Origin of the sequence: Candidatus Pantoea bituminis (genome assembly GCF_018842675.1) — a bacterium.
In the GTDB taxonomy this organism is placed as follows: Bacteria; Pseudomonadota; Gammaproteobacteria; order Enterobacterales; family Enterobacteriaceae; genus Pantoea; species Pantoea phytostimulans.
In genome coordinates this window covers 1,427,979-1,445,824 of record NZ_JAGTWO010000004.1, presented here as the reverse complement: position 1 = coordinate 1,445,824, position 17,846 = coordinate 1,427,979, and the positions used below count along the sequence as shown (strand labels likewise).

Genomic DNA, 17,846 nt, shown 5'->3' with positions numbered 1-17,846 from the left:
CAGATAAGCAAACGCTGGTGGGATGGGAGCGCATTACGCTGAATACAACCCATCCCAACCTTCCCCGTATGCGGAGGAAGGGGCAGATAAGCAGACGCTGGTGGGATGGCAGCGCATTATGCGGAATGCAACCCATCCAGCAACGCGGCTGAACTGGCCACCGCACCAAAAATCCCGCCTTGCATATGAATCATGCTTAATGCCGCTTCGTGGTGCTTCACTTCAGTCGCCGCACAACAATCGGCTAACACCAGACACTCAAAACCGCGATCGTTGGCTTCACGCAGCGTGGTGTGGACGCAGACATCGGTTGTGATGCCAGTAAGAATCAAATTACGGATTCCACGACTGCGCAGCACTAATTCCAGATCGGTGGCGTAAAACGATCCTTTGCCGGGCTTATCAATAATCACCTCGCCCGGTAGCGGCGCCAGTTCAGGAATGATTTCCCAGCCCGGTTCACCGCGCGTCAATATCCGCCCGCACGGCCCTGCGCCACCGATCTCGGCATTCATGCGCTTCGAACGCCAGTGCTTATTCGCTGGTAGATCGCTGAGATCGGGTCGGTGCCCTTCTCGCGTATGAATGATGGGAAAATCCAACGCACGCATCCGCGCCAGCACCGCTTTAATCGGTTCGATTGGCGCGCGCGTTAACGCAATGTCATAACCCATGCTATCGACATAACCGCCTACTCCACAGAAATCGGTCTGCATATCAATAATCACCAGCGCGGTATTGGCTGGGCTAAAGCCGCCATCAAACGGCCAGGCGTAAGGCGTGGAATTAACACTGAACTCAGGCATTCTTTTTCTCCATTATCGGTTGTGGCGCTTTGCCCCGCAGCTTAATAATCAGGCTGTAACTCAGCGCGGCCGTTACCAGGCCAATCACCGCTTCGCCAAACTGAGGAAACTCAACGTGTGCAATCACCGCACACAAGCTGCCGATTGCCCAAGCGGCGAAGGCGCTGCCCCTGAAACGCTGCGCTTTACGCTGTTCGCTGAATTTGGCCATAAAAATCAAATCAACAATCATTACTGCACCAAACGGCGGCACCACAATGCCCAGTAAGCTCAGCCATTCAAGGAAGTAAGACCAGACACCCGCCAGCGCCAACACGCCGCCGATTGCGCCCAGAATCAACGTCCATAAGCGCATTTTGCTACTGAACAGATGGCTGAAACCCACCGCACCGTTATAAAGACAATGGGTGCAGACCGAACCAAGATTGATAAACACGAACAAGCAGGCGATGGTGGAAAGGATTGCGCTGTGGCCCATTAACATCGGCAGAAAGTTGCCACCGTTGTTCAGCGGATCGACCGCTGCGCCTACCGCGACAATCACCACGCCAAACAGGTAAGAGATGACATTTGCCACCGGAAACGCTGAAAATGCTGCAACTACCGCCGAGCGTCCATTTTTGGACCAGCGAGTAAAATCGGCGGTCATGGTGCCGGAATCAGCAAATCCCGCCACCACCATGGTGACTGCGGTGCCCATGCTCATTGCGCCCGCCACGCTGGCGCTGCCCTGAAAAGCGGTGATGGTGCTAAAGTCGTGATCTTCTCCAATAAAATAGAGCGCCACTACGCCTAGCACCACAAACAGCGGCGCGGCAATCATGCCTAATACCGAGAGCGCCCGCACACCAAGGAAGGTGACGCCGGTATAAAGCACCATTGCGAATGCCGTAACCGCCAGCGCGTTCCAGCCAAAGGTTTGATTAATTACCGTGCCAGTCAGGCCAGTCTGGAAGGCGTACCAGCCGATCACCACCGTGGAGAGAAAGCCAGAAACCAAAATGTAGCCTTTGCTGCCAAAGGTGCGTTTAGCCTGCAACGCGAAGTTCATTCCGGTATTGCCCGCCAGCCAACTCAGCGCGCCGACATAGGCAAACAGCACCAAATTCCCCAGCAGAATGGCAATCAGCGCCGGCCAAAAACCGAGATGCCAGGTGATCATGCCACCAAACAATGCGTTGGTGAGGATCATCGGGAAGCCAAACCACACCGCAGAGACGGAACCCGTAGAATGACGGTGCGTCACGGGCACCGGCTCATGTTCAAATTCCTGCTCTAACGCAGGGGATGATTGATTTTTCATTAGGCGATTCCTGTGAAAGCGGGTTGATGATGATTCCACGGTTGAATACGTTCAAACGCGGCGCTGGCCGCCAGCACTAAGGCGTCATCAAGATGGCGTCCCACAATTTGCAGGCCGATCGGCAGGCCGCTGGCAGTCATTCCGGCGGGCACTGATGCAGCTGGCTGGCCGGTAAAATTGAACGGAAAGCAGAAAGACAACCAGTGATCGCTGCGCACCATGCGGCCATCAATGATTTCCGGGCCTTGCATGTTGAGCGGGAACGGTGGCGTGGCTAAGGTTGGGGTAATCAGCAGATCGTAGCGCTGCATAAAACGCCATAAGCTGTTGCTTACCGCTTTACGGGTAGCGATGGCATCGGTAAAGGTTTCAGCGCGCCATTCGCGTTGCAGCATCGCGACCAGATGCGGCGACATGTTTTCACCCTGTTCACTCATCATCTTGCGCATGCCGGTTAAGTCACTCTCCAGCGCCACCAGCGCCCCAAACGCGGCACCTGGATCGCTGAAGCCGGGATCGGCGAGTTCCAACTCACAGCCCAGCTCGCGGGCAAAGCGCTCTGCGGCGGCGCTGACGACTTTCCGCACCTCAGGATCGACCGCGACATAGCCAAAGTCAGCGCTAAAGGCGATACGCAATTTCCTCAGCGGCATTTCCGGTGCCGCTAACCAGTCAACATCGCTACAGGGAATGGAGTGGCGATCGCGCATGTCTGGCCCGGCCATTAGCGACATCATTAAAGCCGCATCGCGCACCGTGCGTGTCATCGGGCCAATGTGCTCCAGCGACTCCCAACTAGAGACGCCGGGATAGCGTTCATCACGGCAGCCCGGCCACAGCGGGACGCGGCCCATTGAGGCTTTAAATCCATAGACACCACAATGCGCAGCAGGGATACGTACCGAACCGCCGCCGTCGCTGCCCAATGCCAGCGGGCACATTCGCGCAGCCAGTGCTGCACCGGAACCGGCGCTGGAACCGCCGGGCGTCATGTTGAGATCCCACGGATTACGCGGTGACGGAAACAGCGGATTATGACCCACCCCGCTGTAACCAAATTCAGGGGCTGTGGTTTTGCCCAGCATCACGGCATCGGCAGCCAGCAAACGCTCAACGGTAATGTCGTCATCTTCAGGAATAAAATCTTTATAAGCCACCGATCCTGACGTGGTTTTAACGCCTGCGGTGCAGATCAGATCTTTGACGGCAAAAGGCACGCCTGCCAAGGCGCCCAACGTGTCGCCACGGGCGCGTTTAGCATCCACAGATTTCGCCTGCGCCAGCGCAATATCGGGTGTCGGCGTGCAAAACGCGTGAATGTGCGGCTCACGCTGATCCATGCGTTCCAGCGTCGCCTGAGTGATTTCTCGTGCAGAGACTTCGCCATCGCGGATCAGCTTCGCCAGCGTGGTCGCATCTTCATCTAATAAAGGGTCGAACATGGTTCACCTCGCCAAAATGATTACGCAAGGTGAGTTGCATTAAGCGTGCCATAAAGCGAGCAGGACTGGGTAGCACGCGTGGATCTCAGGCGGGATACGCTCTTGGATACAAGATCGAATTCTTATAATAACTTTCGGTTGCGCGATTCGAGGTTGGATTGACGGATGGGCACGCTAATGGCGCAGCGATGCGCTATTTGGGGAGCGTTGATGGCAATAAAAAAACCTCGCTGAATTAGCGAGGTTTATTCACAGGTGCGCATTTTGATGAGCAGGCAGAGTCACATTCTGTTTAGCCAGGGATTTTAGCAAAGCGTCTGGATAGCCCTTTCATTCTTTGAAAACTACTCAGGAAAATCTGTCTCCACCGAAGTCTGTTTCCAGGCCTCGATCTGAGCCAGCCGCTCTTTCAGTTTTTCCGTTACCGCTTCATATCCCCACGCGCCCAATACCAAGTGGCGCGGCGGATTATCATGTTCGGTAATTGCGATCATCGCTTTCGCCGCGCGGGCCGGGTCGCCTTTTTGGGTGCCGCTGTATTCTGACGTGGACTTCATGCGCGCCGCCGCCGTTTCAGCATAGTCGGGCAATTTACTCGGCGTTTGATGCAGCGAGCGTCCCGCCCAATCGGTACGGAATGGGCCAGGCTCAATGCAGGTGACGTTGATACCCAACGGGCCCGCTTCCTGTGCCAGTGAATCGGACCAGCCTTCCACCGCATGTTTGCTGGCTGAGTAATAGCCTGAGCTGGCAAAACCGATGAAACCAGCCACCGAAGTGATGTTGATTACATGGCCGCTGCGCGCTTTACGCATAGCGGGTAACACCGCACGCGTCAGGGCAAACAGGCCAAACACGTTGGCATCGAACTGGTCGCGAATCGCTTGCTCTTCGCCCTCTTCAACCGAACTTTGATAACCATAACCGGCGTTGTTGACCAGCACATCTACGGTGCCAAATTTTTCCAGCGCCGCGCTGACGGCTTTGTCGATGCTGGCTTGTTGCGTGACGTCCAGCGCCAGCGCTAATGCATTGTCGTGCCCCTCGACCAGATCCGCAACTTTAGCGGGATCGCGAGCCGTCACCACCACGTTGAATCCACGCGCAATGGTTTGTTGTGCCAGCTCGCGACCAAAACCGGTCGAGCATCCTGAAATAAACCATACCGGGCTTTTGTTTGCAGCCATGATGGGAACTCCCTGTTTTTTCTAACGATTTATTTTGAACCCGGATGCGGACGCATCCGGGGAAGAGACAATTAAAAGTAGCGGCACGCTTTAGCGCCTATTTAACCTTCCATGCTGTTATGACTTTTTATGAAACAGTTGGCTGGCCGTATCGCTGATGATCTGTGCGGCACCGCGATCGCCCTTCGCCATTGACGCCATAAAGGCTTTGGCCTGTTTGAAGGTAATATGCGGCGGCAGCGGCGCGACTTCAGGGTCGGTTTTCACTTCTAAAACCACCGGACGATCTGAACTCAGCGCTTGCTGCCAGGCGCTGGCCAACGCATCGGGATTATCGACAAAGATCCCACGTAGGCCGAGTGTTTCCGCGAACTCAGCATATTTCACATCTGGTAACTGCTGCGTAGCGTCAAAGCGCGGATTGCCTTCCATTACGCGTTGCTCCCAGGTCACCTGATTAAGATCCTGGTTGTTGAATACGCAAACAATCAAACGGGGATCGGCCCATTGTTGCCAGTATTTCTGGATGGTGATCAGCTCAGCCATATTGTTCATCTGCATGGCGCCATCACCCACCAGCGCCACCACCGGTTTTTCCGGGTGAGCAAACTTAGCGGCAATCGCATACGGCACCGCAGCACCCATGCAGGCGAGGCCACCCGACAAGCTGGCGCGCTGACCTTGTTTGACGCGATAGTCACGAGCAAACCAGTTAGCGCAGGAACCGGAATCGGAGGTTACAATGGTGTTTTCCGGCAGCTGCGGCGACATCTCCCATACCACGCGCTGCGGATTAACCGGATTCGCCGGGGCATGCGCCCGATCTTCCATCTGCTTCCACCAGGTTTGCACCTGCACCGCAATCTCTTCCTGCCAGCTGCGATCGTCTTTATGTTCCAACAGCGGCAACAGCGCACGCAGCGTTTCGGCGGCATCACCGTGAAGGTTAACTTCATTCGGATAACGCAGACCTAACATAGCGGGATCGATATCGATTTGAACCGAACGCGCCTGGCCCTCTTTGGGCAAAAATTCCGTCCACGGGAAGCCGCTGCCTATCATCAGCAGCGTGTCGCAATCCTGCATTAGCTTCCACGAAGGCTCCGTTCCCAACAGGCCAATCGAGCCGGTGACAAACGGCGCGTCATCCGGCAGCACATCTTTGCCGAGCAGCGCCTTCGCAACACCTGCACCCAGCACATTCGCCGCCTGCACCACTTCCACCGCCGCGTTTCTTGCGCCCGCGCCGATTAAAATCGCCACTTTTTTCCCGCGTTTAATACCTCAGCGGCGCGCTGTAAATCGGCTTCATAAGGCACGACTTTAGGCCGCTGATAACCAGGCCCGGAATGGGTGAAGCCGTGCAGATGTTGCGGTGCTTGCCACTCTTCATCCTGAATATCTTTGGGAATGATCAGCACCGCAACGCCGTTTTGCGCAATGGCGATGCGCACGCCGCGATCAATCAAATGGCGCACCTGTGCGGGCGACGCCGCTTCTTGCACGAAATTAGCGACGTCAGAGAAAACGCGATCGAGGTTCATTTCTTGCTGATAACTGGCCCCACGAGCGGTCACTTCCGCTTGCCCGGCAATGGCTAACACCGGCGCGTGGTCCATTTTGGCATCGTACAGGCCGGTGAGAAGATGGGTTGCGCCTGGGCCGCCAGTGGACAAACAGACGCCCAATTCTCCGGTAAATTTCGCGTGTCCGGCGGCCATAAAGGCGGCCATCTCTTCATGACGCACCTGAATAAATTCGATGCCATCGCCGTTTTTATTGGCACGTTGGATCGCGCCCAGTACACCATTAATGCCGTCGCCCGGATAACCGTAAATACGCGTCACGCCCCACTCTTTCAGGCGCTTGACAAAAAAATCACTGGTTTTGCTGCTCATCGTCGCGTTCTCCCTTTAGTGTCTGTTGCAGACTTAAAGCGTAGACGACAATGCGCAGCCTCAGTTATTTACTCGACATGGCCGGATAGCGTTGGCGTAACGCGCTGAATATTTGCGTCATATCCGCCGTTTCGCCTACTTTCTCCACCGCCTGGAATACCTGCGTTTTCAGGAAGTGACGCCAGCTGATGGGCGCATCCGCCAAAAAAGCGGTCAGCAATTGATAACGCGCAGGCGTCCAGAGCGTTTCAAAGGCGCTGCGGGCCGCACCGTGATCGAAATGCTGCGTAACGCTTTGCGGCAGGTTCACCCGTAAATCTGCCGTCGCGGCCACATCGATTTCATCATTCCTTATCACCACACCATATTGGCTACGTGCCGCGTCCAGGCTGAGAAACCCGCAGCGTACATCCGTTAACACCGCCTGCGGATCGCGCTGTGCAGCCAAGCCGTAACCGCCCGCGCCGGGACCACGCACCTCAACCACATCGCCTGGCTGGCATTTGATCACATCGGTGTTGCCATGCTCAATCACCTTGCCGTCACGCAGCGTGCGGAAATGGGATAGTGCACCCGCCTGGCCGCCCACCGCACCTGCTGACGCAAATACTGAGCGATTGCGATTACGGGCGGTGATGGTTGTGTCTGGCGAGAAGAGTTCAAACGCCATTTCGGTTGCCAGCCCGCCACGGTATTTTCCCGCGCCCGCGCTGTTCTGCGCCAATCCATAACGGATAAAACGGATGGGTACTTCGGCTTCGTTGATTTCGATCGGCGTATTTTTCAGGAAGGCGGATAAGCCGCCGGAACCTTCTGGACCATCGTGGCGCGGCGTGCCGCCAGCACCGCCGCCAACGGGTCCCAACGAGGCCACCACGCTGCGGTTTTGCGCATCACTGGTGCGAATGTTCATAATGGAGTTACCGCCGGGCGAATTGGCGGGTATGCGATCCGGCATTGCCAGAGAAAATACGCCGACAGTGGCGATTTGCGACAGCGCACAGGTTAGTGAGCGCATACCAACTGCCGCTGGCGCTTCGCAATTCATTATCGTGCCAGGCGGTAAAATTGCGCGTGTTGGACGCAGCGTTCCGGCGTTCAATAGCAGGTTGCGATCCAGCGTTGAAAGCACATACGTCACGCCGACCAGCGCCAGCGGATGACGCTCGCGCCCGCCGGTGGGCATATTCAGCGACGAAGTGAGTTGCGGATCGCTGCCGGTGTAATCCAACTCCAGCGTCTCGCCGTGCACGCGCAAGGTGATCGCCACGCGACACGGATAACCGCCCTCGCCATCTTCATCGGCGTAATCAGCATAGAAATATTCACCATCCGGGATGGTGGCGATAATGGTGCGCGCCTGGCGTTCGGCGTAATCGAGAATGCCTTCAATGCCCTGTAAAAAATCATCGATACCAAAACGGGCAATAATGTCGTGGATTTTGCGCTCGCCGACGTTCACCGAGGCGAGTTGCGCTTTAAAATCACCCCAGTTTTGATCGGGTACCCGCACGTTAAGGCGCATGATGCGCGCCACGTCTTCGTTTAAAACGCCGTTGCGCATGATTTTCAGCGGCGGAATACGAATGCCTTCCTGCACGATGTCGGTCAACGAGCGCGACAGTGAAGCAGGCACCGCACCGCCCACGTCGGTGTTATGAATGTGACCGACCACAAAGCAGACGATTTCACCGTGGTGAAACACTGGCTTCCAGATGTGTATATCGGGCGAATGCGTCGCCACATTGCCTGCGTAGGAATCATTGGTGATGCAGATGTCCCCTTCGGCATAATCGTCAATCAGCGCCAGTACCGGCGCGTAATCAATACCGCTGTACCAGGGCGCGCCAAAGCTGCGCGGTGAAGCGAAAGCTAATCCCTCGCGGCTAACAATTTGGCAGGAGAAATCTTCGGTCTCTTTCACGAAGGTGGAGTGCGCGGTGCGCATCAGGGTAAACGCCATCGCATCGGCGGCGGCGGCGCAGTAGTTCGCGAGAATCTGTAAGTTACGTCCATCAATAGCCATGTTATGCCTCCAGCGCCGTGATCAGCAGGTTGCCAAATTCATCCACCTTCACCGTCATCCCCGGCGGCACGCAGGTGGTGCAATCATCCTGAGCGACAATCACCGGGCCGTTAAATTGATGACCCGCGAGCAGCGTATTGCGTAACACCACATCAACCTGATGAAACGCACCATCAATCCACGCCTGAACCTGCTTCACCGCGTTGACCGGTTCACTGGCGAGGGGTAAACGATTTAACGCCGGTTTAGGCGTTGGCGAGCTGATCACCAAACGCAGGTTGATCAGTTGAACCGGCGCATCGGCATCACAATGACCAAACATCTGCTGATGCTGCCGATCAAAAGCCGCATGAAGCGCGTTGACGTCTGCCTGTGCCAGCCATGCCTGCTCAAGCGGCACGTCGATTTCAAACGACTGACCGCGATAACGCATGTCGGCGCTGAACTGCAGGCTATAAGGCATTTCAGCGCCGTGCTCCTGCGTTAGCCAATGGCGTGCACGTTGGCTGAGCGTCTCCGCTTCGGTCGCCAGTTTGTCGGCCAGTTGACGATTGAGATCGCTGTAGAGCGTGCGAATAAAATCGTTGCGAATATCTGCCACTAAACCGCCGAGCGCGGAAAGCACGCCAGGCGTCGGCGGCACGATCACCCCTTTCATGTTGAGTTCTCGCGCCAGGAAACAGCCCATCATTGGGCCTGCACCACCGAACGCCAGGAACCAGAACTCACGCGGATCGAGGCCAAAGCGCGACAGCAAGCCGCTGGTGTCGCTGTACATGCTGGAAACGGCAAGCTGAATGCCCGTTTCGGCGGTCTCTTCAATGGAGATATTCAGCGCTTCGGCCAGCGGTTGCCACGCGGTGCGAGCCGCAGCAATATCGACTTTTACTGCGTTATAGCCAAGATCGCCATGGCCGATCATGCCGCAGGCGGCAAAGGCATCGGTGGCGGTAGGCTGCGTGCCGCCGCGCTGAAAACAGACCGGTCCCGGCAGCGAACCGGCGCTGTCCGGTCCCATTTGCAGCACGCCTTGCCCGTCAATCCACGCCAGCGAGCCGCCGCCTTGCCCTACCGAGGTTACTGCTACAGAAGGAATGTAGATCGGGAAATCACCAATGATTTCGCCGTTGCCCTGCGCGACTTCACCCTTAATGATCACCGCCACATCTGCGCTGGTGCCCCCGATATCCAGGCTGAGAATATTATCGAACCCGCAGGCGCTGGCGAGATAGCTGGCCCCAATCACGCCCGACGCGGTGCCAGATAACACCATTTGCACGCATTCACGTTTCGCCTGCTCCACACCCATTACGCCACCGTTGGATTTGGTGATGCGCGGCGGTGGCGTCACGCCCATGGTGCGCAACGCATTTTCAAACGATTCGAGATAATTGATCACCATCGGCTGTACGTAGGCGTTGATGGTTGCAGTAATAGTGCGTTCGTACTCGCGAATGATCGGCCAGATATCAGCGGAACAGGACGTGAGTAACTCGGGTGCGACCTCAGTAATGATCGCCTTTACCGCAGCTTCATTATGGCGATTGCGGTAGCTGTGAAGCAGCGAGACCACAATGCCCTGACAACTTGCGGCGCGCGCTTCTTCAATCGCGTCGAGCACGCTTTGACGATCAACCTGCTGAAGCACATTGCCGTCACGATCGGTGCGTTCGCGGATGGCGAAAACCCGATCGCGGGAAATCAGCGGCGCCGGACGGCGTGAAAACAGATCGTGAATATGGGGGATTTTCAGGCGCGCCAGCTCCAGCACATCGCAAAATCCATCAGTAGCGAACAGCGCCAGCCGCACACCTTTACGCTGAATAACAGCGTTAATGCCGACGGTGGTGCCATGGGTAAAGTAGCTGATTTCGCTGGGTTGAATGTTGTCGCGCTGCTGAAACTGCGCCAGACCGGTGAGAATTTCACTGCCCGGCTGATCCGGGCGCGACAGCACTTTCAGGGTATGAATCTGGTTAGTGTGCTGATCCAACACGGCAAAATCGGTAAACGATCCGCCAATATCCACGCCAACGCGGTAACGCATGTTGAGTTAACTCCAGAGTCAGGAGAGAGGAAATTCCATTAGCTTGTGTGGCTCTTGCACCACTCGCCAACCGAGTCGCTGATAAACCTGATGGGCATCGTTGGTTGAAAGCATCCAGCGATGCACCGTTTGCAATTCTTTGTGCTCACGCACGCAGGTCGCGAGCCAGCTTCCCAGCCCGTGGCCGCGCCAGTTCTCATCAATCATCACATCGCACAGCCAGCCGAAACGGGTGTAATCGGTGATTAACCGACCAAAGCCGATTTGCGTAGTCTGGTGTGAAGCGTGGTGATAAAGGCCAAACGGCAGCGAGCCCGCAATGGCCCGCATGGTTTTCTCGCGCGGCTGACCTTTCGCCCAGTACGAGCGTTCGGATAACTGCATGTGAATCCAGTCGAGATCGAGCCGCTGCCGTTCGGTAGAAAGGGTGAAGTCATCGCGCTGCCACTGTTGATCAGCAATGTGTAAGAGGGTCATGACAACTCCTTGTATCGGTTGGGATCAGTGTAAAAGCGTTGGTCTGCACAGCCAGGCTGAAGCGGCCGCGTTAACCATTAAGATAAAGGGAATTTTGGGCAGGAAAGAAATTTTATGCTGCGTGAAGTTTTATCGGGAAACGGTGCAATTTTCTCCTTACCCAGCCTTTCGCTCAGAGGGAAAGGGCTGGGCAAGAGAAAAGCTTATGCACCAAACTCTATTGGATTGTGTTTGGCGATCAGCGACCGCAACGGCACGCTGCTTTTCATGATCGGGGATTTAATCACGATATAGCTGAAGTACTTATCGATGCCGATTTGCGCATCCAGCATCTTTTCAATCACTTCCTGGTAATGTTCAATGCTGCGGGTAATAAAGCGCAGCAAATAGTCGTAGCCGCCGGTAATTAAATGGCATTCCATCAGCTCATCCACATCACGCATCGCGCTTTCAAATTTCATGAAATCTTCGCGGCGATGACCCGACAGCGTAACTTCGGTAAAAACCGTCACGGAATCGGTGATTTTGGTCAGATTGATGTGGGCTTCGTAGCCCGTGATGAATCCCGCCTGTTCCAGCCGTTTAACCCGTTGCAGGCAAGGGCTGGGCGAGAGGCCGACGGCATCGGCGAGATTAACATTGCTGATACGGCCATCTTTTGCAGTTGCACCAGGATGTTGATGTCGATGCGGTCTAATTTCATTAAGCCGTTCATAGCACCTCATTGTTAACCATTTAGGTTTAACCTCCCGAAGATATACCACGCTTTAAGGTCAATGCGCCAGCCTCACGCAGTGGTCTTACCATCGGGAAGTTTTCAAATTATTTCAATAATATCAATGAGGAAGCAAATGTTAGCCCAAGCGTCCGGTGGCACGTGCCAAGGCGATATCGAAAATATGTAACGCCTCTTCCAACTGTGAATCAGTTGTGACCAGCGGAGCAAGGAAACGCACCACGTTGCGATGCAGGCCGCATTTAATCAGCAGCAATCCTTCCTGGCAGGCGCAATCCAGAATCTTCTGCGTCAATGCCGCGTCAGGACGACCGGTTTCATAATCCAGAATTTCCACCGCCTGCATAAAGCCAACCCCACGCGCATCCGCGATACAGGCATACTTCTCTGCCAGCTGGCGCAGGCGCGCATTCAGCTGTACGCCAAGCTGATTTGAACGCTCAAGCAGGTTGTCATTTTCCAGCAGATCCAGCACCGCCAGCGCCGCTGCACAAGCGAGCGCGTTACCGCCGTAAGTACCGCCTAAACCGCCCGGCGTTGGTGCATCCATGATCGCTGCTTTACCCACGACGCCAGAGATGGGTAAGCCGCCGCCGAGGCTTTTTGCCACGGTGACCAGATCCGGCTTGATACCCAAATGCTCGAAGGCAAACATCTTACCGGTACGACCAAAGCCGGTTTGCACTTCATCGCAAATCAACAGAATGCCGTGTTGCTCAGTAATACGACGCAGTGCCTGCATGAAAGCGGGACCGGCTGGCAGAAAACCGCCGTCGCCCTGCACCGGCTCAATGATGATTGCCGCTACGCGTTCAGGCAGAATTTGCGCCGCAAACAGCTGATCCAGCGCTTTCAGGCAATCGACTTCCGACACGCCATGCAGCGGGTTTGGGAAGGGTAAGCGATAGATTTCGCCAGGGAATGGGCCAAAGTTTTGTTTATAGGGCGCGCTCATGCCGGTGAGTGTGACACCGAGCAGCGTACGACCGTGAAACGCGCCGTCAAAGGCGATAATGCCTGGACGTTGAGTGTGAGCGCGGGCAATTTTTACCGCATTTTCTACCGCTTCTGCACCGCTGGTGAAGAACACGCTTTTATAGGCTTCATCGCCGCCTACCAGTTTATTCAGGCGCTGCGCCAGTTCGATGTAACCCGGATACGCTACCACCTGAAAACAGGCGTGCGACACCAAACCAAGCTGACGCGTCACCGCATTCACCACCGCCGGATGATTATGACCGACGTTAAGCACACCAATGCCACCGACGAAATCCAGATAGCGATTGCCTTCAACGTCCCAGACTTCGCTGCCTTTGGCGCGTTCAATGACCAGCGGATGCGCGGTGACGACGCCACGCGGCACATTCTGCTCACGCGCATCCAGTAACACAGCGTTATCCGAATATGTTTGCTGTTCCATAACATTCTGCATTTTCAACCCCTATCCACGTAACGTTCGATTGGCTCAAGTATCGCAAGCGGTTGGATTCGCACGCTGCTGTAATAACCTGAGCAGCGGCATTTCCTGTCAAAATCCTGCGTCAATCAGCAGGGAAATTTCTCACTCAGCGCCTGACGAACCAGCGCGACAAACGCATTGATGCCGTAAGGGATCAATGCGTCATTAAAGTCGTAAGCAGAATGGTGCAGCGGCTTGCTCGGCGCGCTGCCCAGCCAGAGATAAGCGCCGGGTTTGGCCTGCAACATAAACGCGAAATCTTCTGAGGTCAGCGCGGGTTGTCGTGCGGTTTCGGCAGTAAAACCCGCCTGTTTAACCGCGTTCAAGGCAAAATTCGCTTCAGTTTCGCTGTTGACCGTGGCCGGGTAATAACGCAGATAGTTGACCTCGGCATTGAGCCCATGCGCTGCCGTGACGTGTTCTGCCATCTGGCGCAGCCGCGTTTCGATAACATCCTGCGCCGCCGGGCTAAAGGTGCGAACGGTGCCCGTGATGCTGGCTTCCGCCGGGATCATGTTGTGCGAGAATCCGCCCTGCATCCGCGTCACCGTCAACAGTGCCGGTTCGCAAGGATCCAGCGCACGCGCCACCAGGGTATTTAATTGCACCACCAGTTCGCTGGTCGCCAGCAAGGTGTCGCGGGTGAGATGCGGCTGTGCAGCATGACCGCCGCCCCCTTTACCGTGATGTCGAAACGATCTGCCGCCGCCATGATGGCGCCGGGCCGGGTGTGGATTTCACCCAGCGGCAGTTCAGGCCAGTTGTGAATCGCATACACCGCTTCGCACGGGAAGCGCGTGAACAGGCCATCGTCAATCATCGCTTTGGCTCCCGCCTGCCCTTCTTCGGCAGGCTGGAAGATAAAGCAGACGCTGCCGTCAAAATCACTGTGCCGCGCCAGCTGCTCGGCGGCACCTAATAACATCACCGTATGACCATCGTGACCGCAGGCGTGACAAACACCAGCATGGGTGCTTTTCCACGGCGCATCGCCGTTGTCCTGCATCGGCAAAGCGTCCATGTCGGCGCGCAGGCCAATCATGCGGCTGCTTTGCCCTTTTCTCAGCACGCCTACCACGCCGGTTTTGCCGAGTCCGCGATAGACCTCAATGCCCAATGTCTGAAGGAAGTTCGCCACGATATCGCTGGTGCGTTGCTCCTGATAGCCCAGCTCAGGATGCGCATGCAGATCGCGGCGCAGCGCAACTAAGGGTTCAATAGCGATCTCAAGATTCATTTCAGTAGCCTCGCGAGCGATCAATTAAACCAATCATCGGTTCACCACGCTGATAACGGCGCAAATTCTGCAACAGTGCCGCAATGGCGCTGTCGGTTTGCGTTTGGCTGGCGATATGTGGCGTTAACCAAATCGCAGGATGTGACCAGAAAGGATGTTCCGTAGGCAGCGGCTCGGGATCGGTAACGTCTATCACTGCGGCGCGCAGTTGACCGCTTGCCAGCGCCGCCAGCAGATCGTTTTCATTAAGCTGGGGCCCGCGTCCGGCCTGCACCAACCCCGCACCGTAAGGTAACTGGCGGAACAGCTCAGCATTGAGCAAGCCTCGGGTGGTGGAGGTCAGCGGCAACAGGCAAACCAGGATGTCGCTGTGGGCAAGGAAATCCGCCAGCTGATCGTCGCCATGCCAGCAGCGCACCCCTCAATTTCGCGTGGTGTGCGGCTCCAGCCGGCACAATCAAACCCCAGGGAAACCAGCTGTTTCAATGCAGCCTGGCCGAGTTCGCCTAATCCCATGATGCCAACACGGCGTTGTGACGCAGGAATGGCGTTATGCGCCAGCCATTGCTGATTGCGCTGCTGCTGGAAATAGCGCGGCATGTCGCGATGCAGGCCAATTACCGAAAAGGTGATGTATTCAACCATGCCTTGCGTCAGGCCCGGCTCAATCATCCGCACAACCGGAAGATCGGGCGGCAGTGCAGAGAGATCAAACTGATCCGCGCCCGCCCCCACCGAAAACAGCACTTTCAGGTTGGGAAAGGTGGCAAGAATATTAGCCGGCGGCTGCCACGCCACCAGGATTTCAACCTGATCCGCCTCGCCGATGTCGGGCCACAGATGCAGCTGAATATCTGGCGCGTGCTGCGCTAGCCAGGCCTGCCAAAGCAGACCGCGTTCAGGTTCCGATTTATAAACGATATGCATCAGGCCATCGCCTGGGTCATTAACCCAAACGCCTGCATGCCTTGTGGCGTCCAGGGCGTTCCCCGCACCATGATGGTGGGCGCATCCACCTGTTCCAGTCCGAGCGTAGTCAGCCACTCCGCCAGCGGCAGCGCGCCATCGGTATCAATGCGAATGAATTCACCGCCCAGGCCCTGCATCAGCGCAGTAATTAACGCCTGAGCAACCGGTAATTCTTTCGCGATCACTGGGCCAATCGCCCAGCCATGACCGAAACGGCGCAGGCTGGCGAAGCCCTGAATCTGCTGTTGGGCATTTTCCAGCACGATGGTCTGATTATCAGCAATCAGGTGCTGGTATAACGCAGGGCGCAGCATGCCGTGCGCCTGCTGATCTAACGCTACCAGCGTGGCATGATCGGCTTCGACCGCGCTGCGCAGTTGCAATCCGGTAGGAATGACAACGTTTGGTACCGCAGCCAGCGCCCGCGTTTGATGCTGACGGATGCTGCCGCAGGTGACAAACCCGAGCTTCTCATACAGCCCTTTACCCATTTCGGTGGCGTGCAGCCTGACGTTATAGCCCGGTACTTTTTCCAGCAGCGCCAGCATCAGCTGCTTGCCCAAACCGCGCCCTTGCTGCTGGTTATCTACAATCACTAATCCGATGGTGGCGGCTTTGTCGCCCCAGCGCCAGAGAATCGCGCTGCCGATCAGTTTGCCCTGTTCTTCAATCACCACGCCTTCACCCAACCGCTGCGCCAGCTGCCAGTCTTCGCGGCGATGCGGCCATTTCAACGCTTGCGTCAGGGTAAAACAGGTGTCGACATCGCCCGCTGTCATATTGCGTACGGTCATATTCATTGCTGTCTCCTTACATCATGCCCGGGGTTTCTAAGCCGCTGCCATCAACCAGACGGCTGTAACGATAGGGTGTGGGATCAACAATCGGCGTGGACTCGGTGGCAAGATCGGCGGCAAGACGACCCGCGCCCGGCCCAATGCCAAATCCGTGGGCGCTGTAGCCTGCCGATAACACCAGTCCCGGCAGTTTTGCCACGGTTGAAATCACCGGAATCGCGTCTGGCGTGCTGTCGATCATGCCGCCCCACGCCTGTGCCAGTTTGAGGTTGGCCAGCGCCGGATACTCTTTGCGCATCGCATTCAACCCTTCCTGCACAATGTTCGCGTCGGCGGCAGGATCAAGAATGCGCATTCGCTCAAACGGCGATTGCGCATCAAATTCCCAGCGCCCCATCGCTTCCGGACCGTCAAAGAACGGCTTAAAGCCGAGGTTGAGTTTGAGATTCTTGCGGCGACTTTTGAAGGTGGGATAGAACTGACGCGCATAGCGCAGCCCCTGTGCACCCGGCTCTAAACGCCCGCGTCCCGATACCGAAACCGTGTAGCTGCCATCCAGCTGTGGACGACAGGCGAAACCTGGCGTGTAAAGCGGCATGCCGATGGCTTGCTCAATCGGTTGGGTGCGGAACGCGGTGCCGATCACATTGCCCAGCGGCAGGTCGATGCCGTGACGACGGCAGAACATGGAAGTCCAGGCACCCGCTGCGCAGATGACCCGATTGGTTTTGATCAAGCCGCGTTCGGTCCAGACGCCGCTGACACGCCCGGCGGAGATGTCCAGCCCGCGCACCGCGCATTGCTGAAACACCATTGCCCCGAGACGCTGCGCACCGATGACCAATCCCGGCGCGGCCAGCCGCGGTTCGGCGTGTCCGTCGGTGGGTGACGAAACGCCGCCAAGCCAGGCAGTGGTGCTGCCGGGCGTCATCGCTTTGGCCTGTTCAGCGCTGAGCATGTCACTGCGCACGCCGTAGTTTTTGGCCATCTGGCCCCACTTTTCCCATGCGGCGATGTCTGTTTCGATGCGCGTGGCGTAAACCAGCCCGCTGCGGCGGAAACCCAGCTCTTCACCCGTTTCCTGGTTAAGTTCGCCCCAGCGCTGGAGCGAATGGATGATCAGCGGTAATTCGCGTTCGTCGCGGTTTTGTTGGCGACACCAGCCCCAGTTACGGCTGGATTGCTCCGCCCCAACCAAACCTTTTTCGATTAACACCACTTTTAAACCCTGTTTCGCCAGTTCCCACGTGGCAGCTGAACCGGCAATACCGGCGCCGATGACGACCACATCTGCGGCGTCTGGGAAATTTGCACTGTCCTGTACATATCGAATCGGTGCAGGCATAGCGTTGCTACCTCTTTTTTGCTTATTGGATGGGTGTAGTCACCCTGAATAAATTGTGCTGGCTGTCTTAGTTTGTGCTGGCTGCCTTCGTTTGTGCTGGCTGCCTTCGTTTGTGCT

Annotated in this window: 10 protein-coding genes and 4 pseudogenes; all 14 read right to left on the bottom strand. The window is 56.4% G+C overall.

Features of this window, described 5'->3' with window-relative positions; all coding sequences use genetic code 11:
* Nucleotides 1-116: 116 nt before the first annotated feature.
* Nucleotides 117-806: a biuret amidohydrolase gene (gene biuH, locus KQP84_RS10500; protein ID WP_215846472.1), complete on the bottom strand. Its 690-nt coding sequence runs from the start codon at nucleotides 804-806 to the stop codon at nucleotides 117-119.
* Nucleotides 799-2,109 carry a purine-cytosine permease family protein gene (locus KQP84_RS10495; protein WP_215846471.1) on the bottom strand — a complete coding sequence of 437 codons (1,311 nt, stop codon included), beginning with the start codon at nucleotides 2,107-2,109 and terminating at the stop codon, nucleotides 799-801. The genes biuH and KQP84_RS10495 overlap by 8 nt, the downstream gene beginning before the upstream one ends.
* Nucleotides 2,109-3,551: an amidase gene (locus KQP84_RS10490; protein WP_215846470.1), complete on the bottom strand. Its 1,443-nt coding sequence runs from the start codon at nucleotides 3,549-3,551 to the stop codon at nucleotides 2,109-2,111. Before KQP84_RS10490 ends, KQP84_RS10495 begins: the two co-directional genes overlap by 1 nt.
* A 344-nt stretch (nucleotides 3,552-3,895) precedes the next feature.
* Nucleotides 3,896-4,738 (bottom strand): oxidoreductase, encoded by an 843-nt coding sequence (locus tag KQP84_RS10485; RefSeq protein WP_215846469.1) that lies wholly within the window; start codon nucleotides 4,736-4,738, stop codon nucleotides 3,896-3,898.
* A gap of 117 nt (nucleotides 4,739-4,855) precedes the next feature.
* A pseudogene (locus KQP84_RS10480) lies at nucleotides 4,856-6,636 on the bottom strand (thiamine pyrophosphate-requiring protein).
* A gap of 64 nt (nucleotides 6,637-6,700) precedes the next feature.
* A complete protein-coding gene (locus tag KQP84_RS10475; RefSeq protein WP_215846467.1) occupies nucleotides 6,701-8,662 on the bottom strand; it encodes a hydantoinase B/oxoprolinase family protein in 1,962 nt (653 codons plus the stop codon).
* 1 nt (nucleotide 8,663) lies between these two features.
* Nucleotides 8,664-10,709 carry a hydantoinase/oxoprolinase family protein gene (locus KQP84_RS10470; protein WP_215846465.1) on the bottom strand — a complete coding sequence of 682 codons (2,046 nt, stop codon included), beginning with the start codon at nucleotides 10,707-10,709 and terminating at the stop codon, nucleotides 8,664-8,666.
* Nucleotides 10,710-10,727: 18 nt separating this feature from the next.
* Nucleotides 10,728-11,186 (bottom strand): GNAT family N-acetyltransferase, encoded by a 459-nt coding sequence (locus tag KQP84_RS10465; RefSeq protein ID WP_215846463.1) that lies wholly within the window; start codon nucleotides 11,184-11,186, stop codon nucleotides 10,728-10,730.
* Between the two features lie 203 nt (nucleotides 11,187-11,389).
* Nucleotides 11,390-11,901 (bottom strand): annotated as a pseudogene (locus KQP84_RS10460) (Lrp/AsnC family transcriptional regulator).
* Between the two features lie 139 nt (nucleotides 11,902-12,040).
* A complete protein-coding gene (gene gabT / locus KQP84_RS10455; RefSeq protein ID WP_215846462.1) occupies nucleotides 12,041-13,354 on the bottom strand; it encodes a 4-aminobutyrate--2-oxoglutarate transaminase in 1,314 nt (437 codons plus the stop codon).
* Between the two features lie 113 nt (nucleotides 13,355-13,467).
* Nucleotides 13,468-14,600 (bottom strand): annotated as a pseudogene (locus tag KQP84_RS10450) (M20 aminoacylase family protein).
* Between the two features lie 19 nt (nucleotides 14,601-14,619).
* Nucleotides 14,620-15,545, bottom strand: a pseudogene (locus tag KQP84_RS10445) (2-hydroxyacid dehydrogenase).
* Nucleotides 15,545-16,387 (bottom strand): GNAT family N-acetyltransferase, encoded by an 843-nt coding sequence (locus KQP84_RS10440; RefSeq protein ID WP_215846459.1) that lies wholly within the window; start codon nucleotides 16,385-16,387, stop codon nucleotides 15,545-15,547. The pseudogene KQP84_RS10445 and the gene KQP84_RS10440 overlap by 1 nt, the downstream one beginning before the upstream one ends.
* 10 nt (nucleotides 16,388-16,397) lie before the next feature.
* A complete protein-coding gene (locus KQP84_RS10435) occupies nucleotides 16,398-17,729 on the bottom strand; it encodes an NAD(P)/FAD-dependent oxidoreductase (RefSeq protein WP_215846458.1) in 1,332 nt (443 codons plus the stop codon).
* Nucleotides 17,730-17,846 lie beyond the last annotated feature (117 nt).

What these genes read in the sequence shown, in the direction of transcription:
- biuH (WP_215846472.1), bottom strand. Translation starts at nt 806, where the DNA reads ATGCCTGAGTTCAGTGTTAATTCCACGCCTTACGCCTGGCCGTTTGAT.
- KQP84_RS10495 (WP_215846471.1), bottom strand. Translation starts at nt 2,109, where the DNA reads ATGAAAAATCAATCATCCCCTGCGTTAGAGCAGGAATTTGAACATGAG.
- KQP84_RS10490 (WP_215846470.1), bottom strand. Translation starts at nt 3,551, where the DNA reads ATGTTCGACCCTTTATTAGATGAAGATGCGACCACGCTGGCGAAGCTG.
- KQP84_RS10485 (WP_215846469.1), bottom strand. Translation starts at nt 4,738, where the DNA reads ATGGCTGCAAACAAAAGCCCGGTATGGTTTATTTCAGGATGCTCGACC.
- KQP84_RS10475 (WP_215846467.1), bottom strand. Translation starts at nt 8,662, where the DNA reads ATGGCTATTGATGGACGTAACTTACAGATTCTCGCGAACTACTGCGCC.
- KQP84_RS10470 (WP_215846465.1), bottom strand. Translation starts at nt 10,709, where the DNA reads ATGCGTTACCGCGTTGGCGTGGATATTGGCGGATCGTTTACCGATTTT.
- KQP84_RS10465 (WP_215846463.1), bottom strand. Translation starts at nt 11,186, where the DNA reads ATGACCCTCTTACACATTGCTGATCAACAGTGGCAGCGCGATGACTTC.
- gabT (WP_215846462.1), bottom strand. Translation starts at nt 13,354, where the DNA reads ATGCAGAATGTTATGGAACAGCAAACATATTCGGATAACGCTGTGTTA.
- KQP84_RS10440 (WP_215846459.1), bottom strand. Translation starts at nt 16,387, where the DNA reads ATGAATATGACCGTACGCAATATGACAGCGGGCGATGTCGACACCTGT.
- KQP84_RS10435 (WP_215846458.1), bottom strand. Translation starts at nt 17,729, where the DNA reads ATGCCTGCACCGATTCGATATGTACAGGACAGTGCAAATTTCCCAGAC.